This window comes from Streptomyces sp. NPDC059080, from assembly GCF_042739975.1.
GTDB classification, from domain to species: domain Bacteria; phylum Actinomycetota; class Actinomycetes; order Streptomycetales; family Streptomycetaceae; genus Streptomyces; species Streptomyces benahoarensis.
Window position 1 is genome coordinate 187,332 of the sequence record NZ_JBHYGX010000009.1, and the last position, 14,533, is coordinate 201,864.

Genomic DNA, 14,533 nt, shown 5'->3' on the forward strand with positions numbered 1-14,533 from the left:
ATGCGCCAAGCACGACGGCCCGTGCGCAGCGCGGGGCTGCGCACGGGCCGTCGGCGGCACCGGGTGCGGTCAGCTCTTGGGCTTGCCGAAGGAGGGCAGCGCGGAGCCGTCGGTGTAGGTCTTCTCGATGTACTTCTTCACCGCGTCGGTGTTGAGGAGCTCGGCGAGCTTCTTGACGCGCGGGTCGTCCTCGTTGCCCTTCTTGACGGCGAGGAAGTTGGCGTACGGGTTGCCCTGGACCGGCTCGATGGCGAGGGCGTCCTTGGACGGCTTGAGCTTGGCGGGGATGGCGTAGTTGCCGTTGATCGCCGCGGCGTCGTAGTCCGGGAGGGAGGAGGGCAGCGTCTCGGCCTTGGCCTCCTGGAACGTGATGCCCTTGGTGTCCTTGATGTCGTTGAGGCCGGGGTTGTCGGCCTTGGCGTCCTTGAGGGTGATCAGGCCCTTGGACGCGAGCAGCTTGAGGGCGCGGCCCTGGTTGCTGGGGTCGTTGGGGACGCCGATGACGCTGCCGGAGCCCAGCTCGGAGAGCTTGGTGTGCTTCTTGGAGTAGAGGCCCATCGGCTCCAGGTGGACGTTGACCACCGGGACGAGGTGGCCGTTCTCCTTCTTGTTGTACTCGTCGAGATATTCCTTGTGCTGGAAGTAGTTGGCGTCCAGCTCCCCGTTCTCGGTGGCGGGGTCGACGAGCGTGTAGTCCTCGAAGGTACGGACGTTGAGCTTCAGCCCTTCCTTCGACGCCAGGTTCTTCTTGACGAAGTCAAGGATCTGGGCCTGGGGGACGGAGGTGGCACCGACGGTGAGCGGCGCGTTCGCGTCGTTCTTCTTGGTGGCCTCTGGGTCGGAGGGGGCGCTGCAGGCGCTGAGACCGAGGGTGAGGGCGGCGGCGGCCGCGACCGCCCCGGTGATCTTGATGACGTTACGCACGAAGAGTGCCTTTCTCATGGGTCCCGCGCAACGCGCGGGACTTCGACCGTCCGGCAAAGGGTCCGGACTGGGATTCACAGAAGCTGGGCGTTGTCCCGCTGGATCTGCTCGCTCGCCTTGCGCGGGCGGGGCAGGCGCAGCAGACCGCGGGGGGCGTCGGCGCGCGAGGAGCGGCGGGAGAGGGCGCGTACCGCGAGGTCGCCGATGAGCTGGACGGCGGTGACGATCACGATGATCAGGACCACCGTGACGATCATGAAGCGGGTGTCGAAGCGCTGCTGGCCGTAGGTGATGGCCGCGCTGCCCAGACCGCCCGCGCCGAGGGCGCCGGCCATCGCGGAGTAGCTGATGACGGTGATGACGGTGTTGGTCAGACCGGCCACGAGCGAGGGCATCGCCTGCGGCAGCAGGACCTTGAAGACGATGGTCCAGGTGCCGCCGCCCATCGACTGGGCGGCCTCGATCAGGCCGCCGTCCACCTCGCGTACCGCGGTCTCCACCAGGCGGGCGAAGAACGGGATGGCGCCGATGGCCAGCGGGACGACCGCGGCGCTGGGGCCGATGGAGGTGCCGATCACGAAGCGGGTGAACGGGATCAGGGCGATCATCAGGATGATGAAGGGCAGCGACCGCCCGATGTTCACCACGACGCTGATGATTTTGTTGACGGCGGCGTTGCGGAGCTGGCCGCCGCGCTCGGTGAGGACCAGCAGCACACCGAGCGGCAGTCCGCCGATGACCGCCCAGACGGTCGCCCACCACACCATGAAGAAGGTGTCGAGGCACGCGTTGTACAGCAGCGGCTGCATGTCGTTCCAGCTCACTTGGCAGCGTCCTTCCGGAGCGTGGTGGCGGGCGCGGTGGCTCCGGCGGGCGCGGCGTCCGCGACGTCTGCGGCCTCGGCGACATCGACTTGGAGTCCTTGTTCGCGGAGGAAGCCGATGGGCACGACGTTCTCCTCGAAGGGGCCCGGCAGTTCGATCCGCATCCGGCCGATCTGCTTGCCGCCGACGGTGTCCATCGCGGCGCCGAGGATGGAGATGTCGACGTTGTAGGTGCGCGACAGCTCGGAGATGACCGGGCGGGTGGCGGCGGCGCCGTGGAAGGTGATGTCGACGACGGTGCGACCGTCCCCGGAGGGCTCGCCGCCCACGGGGAAGAGTTCCCGGGCGAGTTCGGAGCCGGGGGTGGCGAGGCGTTCGGAGACGGTGCCGGACTCGATGATGCGGCCGCCCTTCATCAGTGCGGCGGAGTCGCAGATCGTCTTGACGACGTCCATCTCGTGGGTGATGAGGACGATGGTCAGGCCGAGCTGCTGGTTGAGGTCGCGCAGCAGCTGGAGGATGGAGCGGGTGGTCTCCGGGTCGAGGGCGCTGGTGGCCTCGTCGGAGAGGAGCACCTTGGGGTCACCGGCGAGGGCGCGGGCGATGCCGACGCGCTGCTTCTGGCCGCCGGAGAGCTGCGCCGGATACGCCTTGGCCTTGTCGGCGAGGCCCACCAGGTCGAGGAGTTCGAGCGCCTTGCGGGCACGTTCGCGGCGGTCGACCTTGAGGATTTCCAGCGGCAGTTCGACGTTGTCCTGGACGGTGCGCGAGGACAGCAGGTTGAAGTGCTGGAAGACCATCCCGATGTGGCTGCGGGCGGCGCGCAGTGCGGCGTTGGCCCGCTCCTTGCGTCCGGCCAGCGCGGTCAGATCGGCCCCGGCGACGGTGACCGTGCCGGAGGTGGGGCGCTCCAGGAGGTTGAGGCAGCGGATCAGGGTGGACTTGCCGGCGCCGCTCTGGCCGAGGACGCCGTAGACCTCACCCTCGCGGACGTGCAGGTCGACGCCGTCCAGCGCGGTGACTTCGCGGTCTCCTGAGCGGTAGACCTTGGTCAGGCCCGTTGTGGTGATCACAGGGAATTCCGTCACTGTCGAGTGCCCGGCGGCTCGCCCGCCGGACACGGGGCATTCTTTCGCGGCATGGGAAACCGGGGACCTGAAAGACGCCGAAGAGCGGGCTTCGGGTTCCGGTGACGCGGGGTGGCCGGTTCCGTGGGGACGGACACTTTCGGCTCATGGCAGCAGGTCTCGCTTCGGGGCGCGAGGCTCAGGCGGGGGCCCTCAGCGGTCACACATTCGACACATGCAACGAGCACCGGGCGTCGTCATCGCCTCGGTCGCAGGGGTGCGGCTGCTCGTCGTGGTCATGGCGGCAAGTAAACCAGACAAGCATGCAAGTCGAGCCAGCACGTCCGAATAGCGGACAGCGCATATCGGTACGTGGACGGCTCCGCAGCCGCGTCCGCCCGCCGTGTCCGTCACCCCCCGGGCCGCGCGGCCTGCACGAACGCCCGCGTACGGGCCCGGGCGGGCGCCCCTCGCACCCCGCGCGGGCACGGGCCGTGTGGCCAACGCCACGGCGGGCGGGACGGGCCGGGCCCGGGGGCGCGGCCCGGAAGGTGCGGGCGGCGCGGCCCGTAAGGGGAAGCCGCCGGCCCCGCCGCGCCGCTCCCCCGCCGGGCCGGGCCCGCGCGCGGGCGTCCGGTACGGGCCGATTAGCATCGCCTCATGCCCCACAACCCCACGGTGCGCCGCCGTGCCGCGCGGAGGTCCCGGTGATCGACGCCCTGACGATCGCGGTCGGCGCGACCGCTCTCGCCCTGGCCGCCTGGTGCGGTTTCGCCGCGTTCCGCGACGAGCCCACGAAGGACTGGCACTTCATCGGCATGGCCGTCGTCTCCCTCCTCGGGATCGTGCAACTCATCGTCGGCATCGTGCAGTTGGCGGGCGGGCACACCCCCGCCAAGGGCACCGCGCTGTTCCTCGCCTATCTGATCGGCGCGGTGGCGTGCGTACCGGGCACCGGCTTCATGTCGCTGTCGGAGCGCACCCGCTGGGGCTCGGCCACCGTCGCGGCGGGCGCCGTGGTGCTGGCGGTGCTGGAGGTCCGGCTTTTCGACATCTGGGGAGGCGGCAATGCCTGATATCACCAAGACCGGCACACAGGACACCGCCGTCGCCGCGGACGGCCGCCGGTCGCTGGGCACCGGCCCCGGGCGGCTGCTGGTCGCCCTCTACGGCATCTTCACCGTGGCCGCCGCGTCCCGCTCGCTGTACCAGCTGATCGCGCAGTTCCATGTGGCGCCGCTGGCCTACACACTCTCCGCGGTCTCCGCGGTGGTCTACGGCTTCATCACCTTCTCGCTGGTGCGTGGCGGTGAGGGGGCCCGCCGGGCGGCGCTGGTCTGCTGTGCGCTGGAGCTGCTGGGCGTCCTCGGCGTCGGCAGCTGGACGCTGCTCGACCCGTCCGCCTTCCCCGACGCCACGGTCTGGTCGGACTACGGCATGGGGTATCTCTTCATCCCGGTCATCCTGCCGGTCACCGGTCTGCTCTGGCTGCGGCGGTCGCGTACCGCGTGACGCCTCCCGGGCGCGGCCGTGCCGCGGGGCCTTGAGGGGCGGCCCCGCGGCGCGCAGGCTCAGGCTCCGGTGGCGTACGCCGGTGCCGTCGCGGGCTTCTCCAGCGTGATGCGGCCCAGGCGGCGGCCGGTCTCCTCGGTGGGGACGGGGGCGTAGCCGTGGCTGCGGTAGAGGCGGAGGCCGCCGTCGCCGCGGTGACCGGCGAGGAGGCGGTAGCGGGTGGCGGCGCGTTCGGCGCTCAGGCGCGCCTCGACGGCGGCCAGCAGCCGGCCGCCGAGACCGTGCCGTTGCAGCCGGGGGTGGACGATGAGCTTGCCGATGCGGGCGGTGCCGTCGGCGTCGACGGTGCCGCGGGCCGAGCCGACCACCTCGTCCCCGAGGCGGGCGACCACCACACAGCCGGTGGCGAGTTCCTCCCGGAGCCCGGCCAGGCTCTGGGTGAGCGGTTCGATGCCGTAGTCGTCGTACAGCGCCGCTTCGGGCTGGTAGCAGAGGTACTGGAGTTTGAGGATCTGCTCGGCGTCCTGCTCGGTCGCCGCAGAGATGGTCACGCTCGTGCCCATGCGCGTCTGCCTCCCCTGGTCGGTTCGCGGTGTCCGGGTGCCATGAGGGTGGTGGCGGCTCCCGGAACGATGGCCCTGACCGGCGGCGCCCGGCAGGCACCGCCGCTCCCGGCGTGGCCGCCGCCGGTGCTCTCCAGGGCTCCCCGGAAAGCACCGGCGGCAATCGCGCCGCGAGGCCCTGGCATTCTGCGGGCCCGGCACCGCAACCGGAACGGACCGGCCCCCGCTGTGACATTCCCGACGCCGCCCCGCCCCGGGGAGACGGGGCGGGGCGGCGGCCGGTCCGCGGACGCGCCGGCCGGATCAGGCCGTGCGGAACTCCTCGGCCACCAGCAGCGCGGTGTCCGGGTTGTCGGAGAACATCCCGTCGAGGCCGGTCGCCAGGCACGCCCGGAAGTAGCCCCGGGCGTCGCCGTAGGCGTTCGGGTCGGTGCCCCGGCGGTAGTCGGCGGGCAGGAAGGTGTTCTCGTTGCGGCCGGTGTAGGGGTGCAGCACCAGACCGGCGGCGTGCGCGTCCTTGACCAGCGAGGTCGGCGGGCCGGACTTCCCGGACGCGTCCCGGGGGATGATCTGGTCCAGCGCCGGGCCGATGCCCTGGGCGAAGCCCGCGATCCAGCGCAGCCCCGTGGGCTCGACGAGGTCGGCCACGGTCCGCGGGTCACCGGACTCGACGAAGTCCCACGGCCTGGTGTCGGGGGCGTCGAGCAGGACGATCTTGGGGCAGTCCAGCCCCAGCTTGCCCAGCCGCTGGATGCTGCTCGGCTCGAACGACTGGAGGAAGGTCGCGGAGGTGCGGCGGTGCCGCCCGTACGTGCGCAGCGCCTTCGCCAGCCGCTCCTCCAGGCCCAGGCCCAGCTTGCGGAAGTAGGTGGGGTGCTTGGTCTCGATGTGGAGCCAGACGCGGCGGCCACGGCGACGGCCCTCGCGGTCGGCCCAGCGCAGCACCTCGTCGAAGGTGAGCACCTCCCACACGCCGTCGTAGAGCGTGTTGTGCTGACGGGTCTGGGGGATGCGCTCCTTGGCGCGGAGGGTCTTCAGCTCGGCGAGCGTGAAGTCCTCGGTGAACCAGCCGGTGAGCTTCACCCCGTCGACGGTCTTGGTGGTCCTGCGGTCCGCGAACTCGGGGTGCGCGGAGACATCGGTGGTGGCCGTGATGTCGTTCTCGTGACGGCAGACGAGGTGGCCGTCCTTGGTGGGGACGAGGTCCTGCTCGATGACGTCGGCGCCCATGTCCAGGGCGAGTTGGTAGGAGCCGAGGGTGTGCTCCGGGCGGTAGCCGCTGGCGCCGCGGTGGCCGATGATCAGCGGGACGGGCAGCTCCCCGCCCACGCCGCCGTGGCCCGGACGGCCGCCCGCCGCCGTGCCGGTGCGGTCCGCCGCTCCGGCCTGCCCGGCGGCGCCGAGCACCACCGCGCCCGCGCCGAGGGCCGCGGCCCCCAGTATCCTGCGCCGTCCCGGCTGCTGCCCCTGGTGCATCCCCGCTCCTTGCTCTCCGGTTCGCGTGTCGGCCGTGCCGGACCGTGGGTACGGGCCGGGCGGCCGGTCGATCGTATGCTCGGCCCGGCGAGTCCGGGGAGACGGGTGGCGGATTCCGGGAGAACATGACGCAGGTGGGGGCCCACTGCGTGCAGCGACCGGATGAACCCGGTGTGCGACCACGGGTGACCCGCGAGTATCGTCCTGAGCCGCAGCGTTCCGTCAGCCACCCGCCACCGCCGACCCGCCACCACCGACCCGCCACGCCCGGAGGACCCGTTGTCCCGCATTCTGCTGAAGGCGATTCTCGGATTCGTCATGCGTGTCCTGTACCGCCCCACGGTCGAGGGCGTCGAGCGCATCCCGCAGACCGGTCCGGTCATCCTGGCCGGCAATCACGTCACGTTCATCGACTCGCTGTTCCTGAGCCTGGTCGTCAAGCGGCCGGTGTACTTCATCGGCAAGGACGCGTACGTCACCGGCAAGGGCCTCAAGGGCCGGTTGATGGCGTGGTTCTTCCGCAGCTCCGGGATGATCCCGGTGGACCGCGACGGCGGACGCGGCGGTGTCGCGGCGCTGATGACCGGCCGCCGGATCCTGGAGCAGGGCCACGCGTTCGGCATCTACCCGGAGGGCACCCGCTCCCCCGACGGCCGTCTCTACCGCGGCCGCACCGGCATCGCCCGGCTGACGCTGATGACCGGCGCGCCCGTCGTCCCGTTCGCGATGATCGGCACGGACAGGGTGCAGCCCGACGGCAAGGGCATGCCGCGCATCGCCAAGGTGACGGTCCGTTTCGGTGAGCCGCTGGGCTTCTCCCGCTACGACGGCATGGACCGCGACCGCTACGTCCTGCGGGCCGTCACCGACGAGGTGATGAGCGACGTGATGGAGCTGTCCGGCCAGGAGTACGTGGACGTGTACGCCACCAAGGCGCGCGCCGCCTGACCGCACGCCGCGCGACGGGCCGCATCCCTCCGGGGGTGCGGCCCGTCGTCGTGTGCGCGGTCTCAGCAGGGCACGCGGAAGCCGCCGGTGACGCGCTGGCCCTCGGTGCCGCTGGTGCGGGCGGTGCGCAGGGCCGCCTCGGGGCGGGGCACGGCGGTGCCGTCGTACTGGAGCAGGCGGGGGCGTTCGGCGACGGTGCCGGTGCGGGCGCCGGGTCCGGTGGCGTTCTTCACCCGGATCCGGTCGGTGGCCGTCGGGGTGAGCCTCTTCGCCTGCCGGACGAAGGCGACGAAGCTCTCGAAGTCGCGGGTGTGGCGCACGGGTTCGGTGAAGCCGAGGAAGGCGCTGAAGCCGTCCTGGTTGATGAGGGTGTACGAGGGCGCGGCGAGGCGGTAGGTGTGCTTCTCGTCGAGGGGCTCGCCGTCGATGAACACCTCGGCGGGGTCGACGCGTTTGCCGACCGGGCCGGTGGCGTCGAAGGTGTAGCGGACGTTGCCGGAGACGGCGAGCGGGGAGAAGCCGAGGCCGCCGCCCGGGGCCGGGGCCCACTGTTCCTCCAGGGCGTCGTGGAGTTGGCGCCCGGTGACGGTGACGGTCATGATCGGGTCGCCGAAGCCGACGGCGTTCCATGCGGCGCCGAAGGTGACGGTACCGCCGCTCTGGGCATCGTGCACCAGGTCGGCGGCGATGACGGCCTGGCCCTGGCGGGGTGCGACGGCGATCAGGGCGAGGTCGGCGGGGGTGTTGGCCGGCCCGCCCGGGTCGGCCATCGGGTCGAGGGGCTGCCGTCCGGCCCACAGCGCCCAGTCGGCCACGAGATTGCCCATGGTGCTCTCGCCGGTGGCCTTGCGGGTGCGGGTGAAGGAAGCCGTCTGGGTGGCCAGCGGGCCGGCGGCGCGGCGGGCGCCGTATCCGGCCCAGTAGTCGGCGATCTCGCGGAGGACGGGATCGGGGGCGATGTCGCGGGTGTTGGGGTGGTTGGTCGTGGTGGTCAGCTCGCGGACGACCTCGCCGGTGGTGCGGTCGAGGCGGAGCGTGATCTCGTTGATCAGCTGGCCGTAGCAGCCGGCCTCGACGAACGGGCGGGGGTTGCCCGACGGGTCCGGCAGCATCATGGAGAAGGCGCAGTGCCAGTGGCCGGTGACGATGGCGTCGATGTCGGACGAGACGCGCAGGGCGAGTTCGTAGGCGGGGCCCGAGGGGTTGGTGCCGCTGTTGAAGTCGGATCCGGCGACGGCGCCGTCGTGCATGCTCAGGACGATGGCGCGGACGCCTCGGGCCTTGAGCTCGGCGGCGCAGCGGTTGGCGGTCTCCAGCTCGTCGAGGGTGCGCAGTCCGGGCTGGTAGGAGCCGGGGAACGCCTCGGTGCCGATGGCGGTGAGGTGGATGAAGCCGATCGGCAGGGTGCGGCCGCCGCCCGCGTCGACCCGCACGATGTTGTACGGCGGCAGCACGGTCTTCCCCGTGGCGGCGTCGGTGACGTTGGCGCTGTAGTAGGGGAAGTCGGCGCCCTTGAAGCGGGTGCCGGTGGAGTCCTTGAAGGCGTCGTCGCGGTCGACGACGGGGTAGGGCCTGCCGCCCGCCATGTGTGTGGTGAGGTACCGCACCGACTTGTCGAACTCGTGGTTCCCGGCGGACGCGAAGTCCAGGCCCATGGCGTTGAGCGCCTCGATGGTGGGCTCGTCGGCGAGGGAGGCGGCGTCGAACTCCCAGCCGGAGAAGAGGTCTCCGGGCGCGAAGAACACGGAGTTGGTGTGCCCGGCGCGCAGCGCGTTCAGATGCGCGGCCATGGAGGCGACGCCGCCGACGGTGTATCTGCGGCCGCCCGCACCGGTGATGACGGAGTTTCCGCCGGGCGCGCCCTGGAGGTAGCCGTGCAGGTCGGTGATGTTGAGGAGTTGGACGTCGACGTACTCGGTGGCGGTGGCCGCGTCGCGGGCGTGGCCGGTGGCGTAGGTGGGGGTGCCGAGGGCGCCGGTGGTGGCCAGCGCTCCGGCGGCGGTGAGGAAGGAACGTCGTCCGATCTCGCGCACTGCGTCACTCTCCTGGGAGGTCCCGGGCGGAAGGGAACGGACGGAGAGTCAAGCGGGCAGGGCGGGCCGCCCGATCTCCGTCACGCGACGCGGACGTGAACGGGCGGCGGACATCGGCCCGTCGGCCACCGGAACGCCCGGCGCGCCGTCGTGATCATGGTTGCCGCCCCGCCCACGCCCCGCGCCGACACGCCCCGCCCCGCCCCGCGTCCCCCATCCGCACCCAAACCGGCCGGACGGGCAGGTACGGGCGCGGGGCGCGCGGAGGCAGTGGGGCGGGTAGCCATCAGGAAGGCTTCCTGATGGCTACCCAGGCGGGGGGCGGGCCAGGCGGTTCAGGAAGCCTTCCTGAAAGTTGGCCGAGCCGGGGGACGCATCAGAAGAGCAGCGCACCCCCCGAAGCCCCCGAAGCCCCCGGTCCAAGAACCCTGTAGGACACGGTCTAAGCCGCCGTTCCCGTGCCCCGCTGCTCGTCGGCGGAGCGCTCCTCCCGGCTGTCGCCGAGCTTCTGGCCGCGCAGCAGGAACCATGCGACGACGGAGGCAGTGAGCAGCACCCCGGCGCCGACGCCCGCCGCGATGTCCAGGCCGTCGACGAAGGCGTCCTGCGCGGAGTGCAGCAGCGCGGCCGACTGCTCCGGCGGCAGCATCCGGGCCGCCTCCACCGCACCGCCCAGGGATTCATGGGCCCCGGCGGACGCGGCGCCCGCCACGCCCGCCGGGTCGGGGAAGCCGCGGTAGATGCCGGTGACGATGGAGCCGAGCAGCGCGATGCCGAGCGCCGCGCCCAGTTCGTACGCCGTCTCGGAGACCGCGGAGGCGGCGCCCGCCTCCTCCTTGGGGACGCTGGAGAGGATGACGTCGGCGGTGACGGTGAAGGCGAACCCGGCGCCGACGCCGACGACGAAGAGGATCGTGGTCAGGGCGAGGGTGCTGGTGTCGGCGTGCAGGGTGACGCACCCGGCGAGCGCGAGGCCGACGACGGCGAGGCCGCCGGCCACCACGAAGCGGACGGAGAGCCGCCGGGCGACGTACCCCGCGGCGAGGCCCGCGCCCACCGCGCCGACCGCCGCGGGCAGTTCGACGAGTCCGGCGTTGAGCGGCGGCCGGAGCTGCACCATCTGGAGGAACTGCGACAGGAAGAAGACCAGTCCGGACAGGCCGAGGATGGTCAGCAGGTCGGCGAGGACCGCACCGGAGAAGCCCCGGTGGTGGAAGAGCTTCATGTTCAGCAGCGGCGAGTCGAGGGCGTACTGGCGGCGGACGAACACCACCAGCGCGGCGACGCCGACGACCGCGGCCACCGCGATGTCCCAGCGGAAGCCGTGCGCCGCCGCCTCCTTGATCGCGTAGACCACGGCGACGATGCCGACGAGGGAGAGCGCGACGCTGGGCAGGTCCCACGGGCCCGGCTCGGGGTTGCGCGACTCGGGGATGACCCGGGCGCCGACGACGACGAGGAGCGCCATCACCGGCAGATTGATCAGGAAGACCGAGCCCCACCAGAAGTGGCCCAGCAGAAAGCCGCCGAGGACCGGGCCGACGGCGGTGCCCGCCGAGGCCATCGCGCCCCAGATGCCGACCGCGAGGCTGCGCTCCCTGGGGTCGTGGAAGAGGTTGCGGATCAGGGCGAGGGTGGCGGGCATCAGCGTCGCCCCGGCCACCCCGAGCAGCGCCCGCGCCGCGATCATCATCTCCGGGCTGGTCGCGTACGCGCACAGCGCCGACATCGCGCCGAACGCGACGGAGCCGAGGAGCAGCAGTCGCTTGCGGCCGATGCGGTCGCCGAGGCTGCCCATCGAGACCAGCAGACCGGCGATGACGAACGAGTAGATGTCGCCGATCCACAGCAGTTGGGTGCCGGACGGCTGAAGGTCCTCGCTGAGGTACGGGGTGGCCAGGCCGAGCACCGTGGCGTCGACGCCGACCAGCAGCACCGCGAGCACGAGGACGGCGAGCGCCAGCCAGCGTTCCGGGCGGAGGTGGTCCTCGTGTGCGGAGCCGGGGCCCGCCGGTGCGCTCTCGGTCATTTCTCCATGCTCCGTCGTGCGCCACCGAGCAGCAGCTCGGCGATCGAGTGGGTGACGTCGTTGCGGGCCACCCGGCCGTCGTGGACGGCCCAGGCTCCGGCGCCGATCAGGCCGTAGAGCGCCTCGGTCAGCCACACCGGGCTGAGGTCGATGCGGAAGTCGCCCTCCTCCTGGCCGCGGCGGAACAGCGCGTGGACGCGGGCGTCGAGGCGGGTCCAGCCGTCGTTGATCTCCGCGCCCTCGAAGAGCTGGTTCTCGGTGAAGAGGAAGGCGAGGACGCCGGCGACCGGTTCGGTCTCGGCGATGAGCCGCCGGAGCGCAGCCGGGGCGTCGTCCTCGTCGAGCCGGGCGGCGTCCATGGCGCGGGTGAGCTGTTCGATGCCCAGCTGCTCCAGCGCGCGGATGAGGGCGTCGCGCCCGGCGAAGTGCCGGTGCAGGGTGGCGCGGCCGATTCCGGCGGCGCGGGCGATCTCGTCCATGGAGGACGTGGGCCGCCGGGCGAGCAGTGCCGCGGCGGCGGCGAGTACATGGGAACGGTCCACAGCCATGAGACGCACCCTAACTGAATGAGACGATGATGTCTCATTCAAGCGTTTGGGCCCTCACGCCCGTAGGGCCGCACGGAGCGACACATACGCCGACGACGGCCCCTCCGCACAGGAAGGGCCGCCGTCGAGGCGCGAGGGCTCGGGTCAGCGCTTGGCCGCGGCCCACTCCTGCTGGACGGCGAGGTCGGCCTTGACCTCGGCGAGCTGGATGGCGACGGCGGACGGCGCGGTGCCGCCGCGGCCGCTGCGGGAGGCGAGCGCGCCGGGGACGTTGAGGACGGTGCGGACCTCGGGGGTCAGCTCGGCGGAGATCTTCGCGAACTGCTCGTCCGTCAGCTCGTCCAGCTCCTTGCCCTCGGCCTCGGCGACCTTCACGCACTCACCGGCGACCTCGTGCGCCACCCGGAACGGCACACCCTGCTTGACCAGCCACTCGGCGATGTCGGTGGCGAGCGAGAAGCCCGCCGGGGCCAGCTCCGCCATCCGCTCACGGTTGACGGTGAGCGTCGCCATCATGCCGGTGAAGGCGGGCAGCAGGACCTCCAGCTGGTCACAGGAGTCGAAGACCGGCTCCTTGTCCTCCTGGAGGTCGCGGTTGTACGCGAGCGGCAGCGCCTTCAGCGTCGCCATCAGGCCCGTCAGGTTGCCGATCAGACGGCCGGACTTGCCGCGCGCCAGCTCCGCGATGTCCGGGTTCTTCTTCTGCGGCATGATCGACGAGCCGGTGGAGAAGGCGTCGTGGAGGGTGACGAAGGAGAACTCCTTCGTGTTCCAGAGGATGATCTCCTCGGCGATCCGGGAGAGGTTGACGCCGATCATCGCGGTGATGAAGGCGAACTCCGCGACGAAGTCCCGCGAGGCGGTGCCGTCGATGGAGTTCCCGGCGCTGCCGCGCTCGAAGCCGAGGTCGGCGGCGACCGCCTCCGGGTCGAGCCCGAGCGAGGAGCCCGCCAGCGCACCCGAACCGTACGGCGAGACGGCGGTCCGCTCGTCCCACTGCCGCAGCCGCTCGGCGTCCCGGGACAGGGACTGGACGTGCGCCAGGACGTGGTGGGCGAAGAGCACCGGCTGGGCGTGCTGGAGGTGGGTGCGGCCCGGCATGGCGGCGTCCGGGTGCGCCTCGGCGAGACCGACCAGCGCCTCCTGGAGGTCGGCGATCAGCCCGCCGATGATCCGGGCGTGGTCGCGCAGGTACATCCGGAAGAGCGTGGCGACCTGGTCGTTGCGGGAGCGTCCGGCGCGCAGCTTGCCGCCGAGGTCGGGGCCGAGCCGCTCCAGCAGGCCGCGCTCCAGGGCGGTGTGCACGTCCTCGTCCGCGACGGTGCCGGTGAACGAGCCGTCGGCGACGTCCGCCTCCAGCCGGTCAAGACCGGCGATCATGCGCTCCAGCTCGTCGGCGGTGAGCAGACCGGCCTTGTGGAGCACACGGGCGTGGGCACGCGAACCGGCGATGTCGTAGGGGGCCAGCCGCCAGTCGAAGTGGACGGACGCGGACAGGAGGGCCAGCGCCTCGGCCGGGCCGTCGGCGAACCGCCCGCCCCAGAGCCGGACGTCACCGCTGTTGCTGCTCACTGCTGCTCCTCGGAGGGGGTGAGGTACCACCGCCTGCCCGCGCGGGGCGGGCGGCGGCCGTCGTACGAAGGTCAAGAAGGTAACGAGCCGGGCCGGGCGAGGTCGCGCGTCCGGCCATGTCCGCGACGGGCCGCCGGAGCGGGCGAACGCGGGGCGCGGCCCCGGATCCCCCCTTGCGATCCCTACGCTGATGAGCATAAGTATGCAGTGGACTGCATGATTCGTCAACGCGGGAGGGTGGGAACACGGGAGGGTGGGGCGGACGAGGCGTCGGGGATCGGCGCGTCGCAGCGCGTCAGCCCGCGGCGCGCAGCTCATCCAGCAAGATCTGCACATGGCCGTGCGGAAGGTCCTTCGTGGCGGTCAGCAGGGTCAGCGGGCCGCCGTCGGCCAGCTCCCGCAGATGGTGCAGCGCCTCACCCGCGTCCGCGTCCCGCGCCAGCTCCTCGCGGTAGCGGTCGGCGAACTCCGCGAACCGCTCGGGGTCGTGCCCGTACCAGCGGCGCAGATCCGTCGACGGCGCGACGCTCTTGCACCACTCGGTCAGCTCGGCGCCCTCCTTGGAGAGCCCCCGCGGCCAGAGCCGGTCGACCAGCACCCGCGCCCCGTCGGACGGCTCCGGCGCCTCGTAGACCCGGCGGATGTGCAGGCCGTCGGCGGAAGATTTTTTGGCCATACCTCATCGAAACACGCCTCGCGCCGATCCGCCGGTGCGGCCGCCCGGCCCTGATCACGGCGGTCCGCGCACGGCGCCGGGACCCCGCCGGGGACCGCTTCGGGACCCCGCTTTTGGTCTCCGGGCACCGGACAGGGTATTTTTCTTCTGCACGCCCCGACCGGAGCACTTCCGGTCGGTACATGCACCGGGACGTGGCGCAGCTTGGTAGCGCACTTGACTGGGGGTCAAGGGGTCGCAGGTTCAAATCCTGTCGTCCCGACGGTGCGAAGGCCCGTCGGCCGGAGAGAAATCTCCAGGCCGGCGGGTTTTTTCGTGCGCGCGCCCGGGTGGGTGGTGTCCCGGCCGCTCGGGCCGGGAC

General features: G+C 72.0%; 13 protein-coding genes and 1 tRNA gene. 4 read left to right on the top strand and 10 right to left on the bottom strand.

Annotated elements, in window-relative coordinates:
• Positions 1-69 precede the first annotated feature (69 nt).
• From ACFWWQ_RS10525 to ACFWWQ_RS10535, 3 genes are all read right to left on the bottom strand, one after another.
• Complete coding sequence (locus ACFWWQ_RS10525; protein ID WP_384593296.1) at positions 70-924, bottom strand: MetQ/NlpA family ABC transporter substrate-binding protein; 855 nt, start codon at positions 922-924, stop codon at positions 70-72.
• A 74-nt stretch (positions 925-998) separates the two neighbouring features.
• Complete coding sequence (locus ACFWWQ_RS10530) at positions 999-1,748, bottom strand: methionine ABC transporter permease (RefSeq protein WP_384593299.1); 750 nt, start codon at positions 1,746-1,748, stop codon at positions 999-1,001.
• Complete coding sequence (locus ACFWWQ_RS10535; protein WP_384593302.1) at positions 1,745-2,821, bottom strand: methionine ABC transporter ATP-binding protein; 1,077 nt, start codon at positions 2,819-2,821, stop codon at positions 1,745-1,747. Before ACFWWQ_RS10535 ends, ACFWWQ_RS10530 begins: the two co-directional genes overlap by 4 nt.
• Positions 2,822-3,522: 701 nt before the next feature.
• Here ACFWWQ_RS10535 and ACFWWQ_RS10540 point away from each other — a divergent pair.
• Together ACFWWQ_RS10540 and ACFWWQ_RS10545 are read left to right on the top strand one after the other, a co-directional pair.
• A complete protein-coding gene (locus ACFWWQ_RS10540) occupies positions 3,523-3,891 on the top strand; it encodes a hypothetical protein (RefSeq protein WP_384593305.1) in 369 nt (122 codons plus the stop codon).
• Positions 3,884-4,327 carry a hypothetical protein gene (locus tag ACFWWQ_RS10545; RefSeq protein ID WP_384593308.1) on the top strand — a complete coding sequence of 148 codons (444 nt, stop codon included), beginning with the start codon at positions 3,884-3,886 and terminating at the stop codon, positions 4,325-4,327. The genes ACFWWQ_RS10540 and ACFWWQ_RS10545 overlap by 8 nt, the downstream gene beginning before the upstream one ends.
• A gap of 59 nt (positions 4,328-4,386) precedes the next feature.
• Here ACFWWQ_RS10545 and ACFWWQ_RS10550 read toward each other — a convergent pair whose 3' ends face one another.
• Positions 4,387-4,890, bottom strand: a complete 504-nt coding sequence (locus ACFWWQ_RS10550) for a GNAT family N-acetyltransferase (RefSeq protein WP_384593311.1) — start codon at positions 4,888-4,890, stop codon at positions 4,387-4,389.
• Positions 4,891-5,193: 303 nt separating this feature from the next.
• On the bottom strand, positions 5,194-6,366 hold the full coding sequence (locus ACFWWQ_RS10555; protein ID WP_384593314.1) for a glycerophosphodiester phosphodiesterase: 1,173 nt from the start codon (positions 6,364-6,366) through the stop codon (positions 5,194-5,196).
• A gap of 279 nt (positions 6,367-6,645) precedes the next feature.
• Between ACFWWQ_RS10555 and ACFWWQ_RS10560 the strand changes: the two genes are divergently transcribed.
• Positions 6,646-7,314 carry a lysophospholipid acyltransferase family protein gene (locus ACFWWQ_RS10560; protein ID WP_384593316.1) on the top strand — a complete coding sequence of 223 codons (669 nt, stop codon included), beginning with the start codon at positions 6,646-6,648 and terminating at the stop codon, positions 7,312-7,314.
• Between the two features lie 62 nt (positions 7,315-7,376).
• Here ACFWWQ_RS10560 and ACFWWQ_RS10565 read toward each other — a convergent pair whose 3' ends face one another.
• The 5 genes from ACFWWQ_RS10565 to ACFWWQ_RS10585 all read right to left on the bottom strand — a co-directional run bounded on the left by ACFWWQ_RS10565 (position 7,377) and on the right by ACFWWQ_RS10585 (position 14,172).
• A complete protein-coding gene (locus ACFWWQ_RS10565; RefSeq protein ID WP_384593319.1) occupies positions 7,377-9,347 on the bottom strand; it encodes a bifunctional metallophosphatase/5'-nucleotidase in 1,971 nt (656 codons plus the stop codon).
• 442 nt (positions 9,348-9,789) lie between these two features.
• On the bottom strand, positions 9,790-11,376 hold the full coding sequence (locus ACFWWQ_RS10570) for an MFS transporter (RefSeq protein ID WP_384593322.1): 1,587 nt from the start codon (positions 11,374-11,376) through the stop codon (positions 9,790-9,792).
• On the bottom strand, positions 11,373-11,924 hold the full coding sequence (locus tag ACFWWQ_RS10575; protein WP_384593325.1) for a TetR/AcrR family transcriptional regulator: 552 nt from the start codon (positions 11,922-11,924) through the stop codon (positions 11,373-11,375). The genes ACFWWQ_RS10570 and ACFWWQ_RS10575 overlap by 4 nt, the downstream gene beginning before the upstream one ends.
• A gap of 144 nt (positions 11,925-12,068) precedes the next feature.
• The gene (argH, locus tag ACFWWQ_RS10580; protein ID WP_384593328.1) at positions 12,069-13,496 is read right to left on the bottom strand and encodes an argininosuccinate lyase; all 1,428 of its coding nucleotides are present in this window, start codon (positions 13,494-13,496) and stop codon (positions 12,069-12,071) included.
• A gap of 295 nt (positions 13,497-13,791) precedes the next feature.
• A complete protein-coding gene (locus ACFWWQ_RS10585; protein WP_384593332.1) occupies positions 13,792-14,172 on the bottom strand; it encodes a DUF488 domain-containing protein in 381 nt (126 codons plus the stop codon).
• A gap of 188 nt (positions 14,173-14,360) precedes the next feature.
• On the opposite strand from ACFWWQ_RS10585, the gene ACFWWQ_RS10590 reads away from it, so the two are divergent.
• A tRNA-Pro gene (locus ACFWWQ_RS10590) sits at positions 14,361-14,434 on the top strand.
• The last annotated feature ends 99 nt before the right edge of the window (positions 14,435-14,533 follow it).